Origin of the sequence: Staphylococcus sp. GDH8C109P (assembly GCF_017893405.1) — a bacterium.
GTDB classification, from domain to species: Bacteria; Bacillota; Bacilli; order Staphylococcales; family Staphylococcaceae; genus Staphylococcus; species Staphylococcus cohnii.
Genome location: NZ_JAESMX010000010.1, coordinates 1 through 720, shown reverse-complemented (window position 1 = coordinate 720; position 720 = coordinate 1). Strand labels below are relative to the sequence as shown.

General features: G+C 26.7%; 2 protein-coding genes. Both read right to left on the bottom strand.

The features are described 5' to 3' along the window. Window positions 1-454: 23S rRNA (adenine(2058)-N(6))-methyltransferase Erm(C) (locus KA867_RS04680; protein ID WP_150007892.1), on the bottom strand; the 454-nt coding region annotated here is incomplete at its 3' end. 57 nt (window positions 455-511) lie between these two features. Further along, entirely contained in the window at window positions 512-571 is a 60-nt protein-coding gene (gene ermCL, locus KA867_RS04675; protein WP_002497446.1) for a 23S rRNA methylase leader peptide ErmCL, read from the bottom strand. Window positions 572-720 lie beyond the last annotated feature (149 nt).

Here is a 720-nt window from a genome sequence, read left to right as displayed (position 1 = left end):
TATCAACTTCTGCCATTAAAAATAATGCCAATGAGCGTTTTGTATTTAATAATCTTTTAGCAAACCCGTATTCCACGATTAAATAAATCTCATCAGCTATACTATCAAAAACAATTTTGCGTATTATATCCGTACTTATGTTATAAGGTATATTACCAAATATTTTATAGGATTGGTTTTTAGGAAATTTAAACTGCAATATATCCTTGTTTAAAACTTGGAAATTATCGTGATCAACAAGTTTATTTTCTGTAGTTTTGCATAATTTATGGTCTATTTCAATGGCAGTTACGAAATTACACCTTTGTACTAATTCAAGGGTAAAATGGCCTTTTCCTGAGCCGATTTCAAAGATATTATCATGTTCATTTAATCTTATATTTGTCATTATTTTATCTATATTATGTTTCGAAGTAATAAAGTTTTGACTGTGTTTTATATTTTTCTCGTTCATTATAACCCTCTTTAATTTGGTAATGAATTTTGCTTATTAACGATTCATTATAACCACTTATTTTTTGTTTGGTTGATAATGAACTGTGCTGATTACAAAAATACTAAAAATGCCCATATTTTTTCCTCCTTATAAAATTAGTATAATTATAGCACGAGCTCTGATAAATATGAAGGTTCTGTTGCAAAGTTGAATTTATAGTATAATTTTAACAAAAAGGAGTCTTCTGTATGAACTATTTCAGATATAAACAATTTAACAAGGAT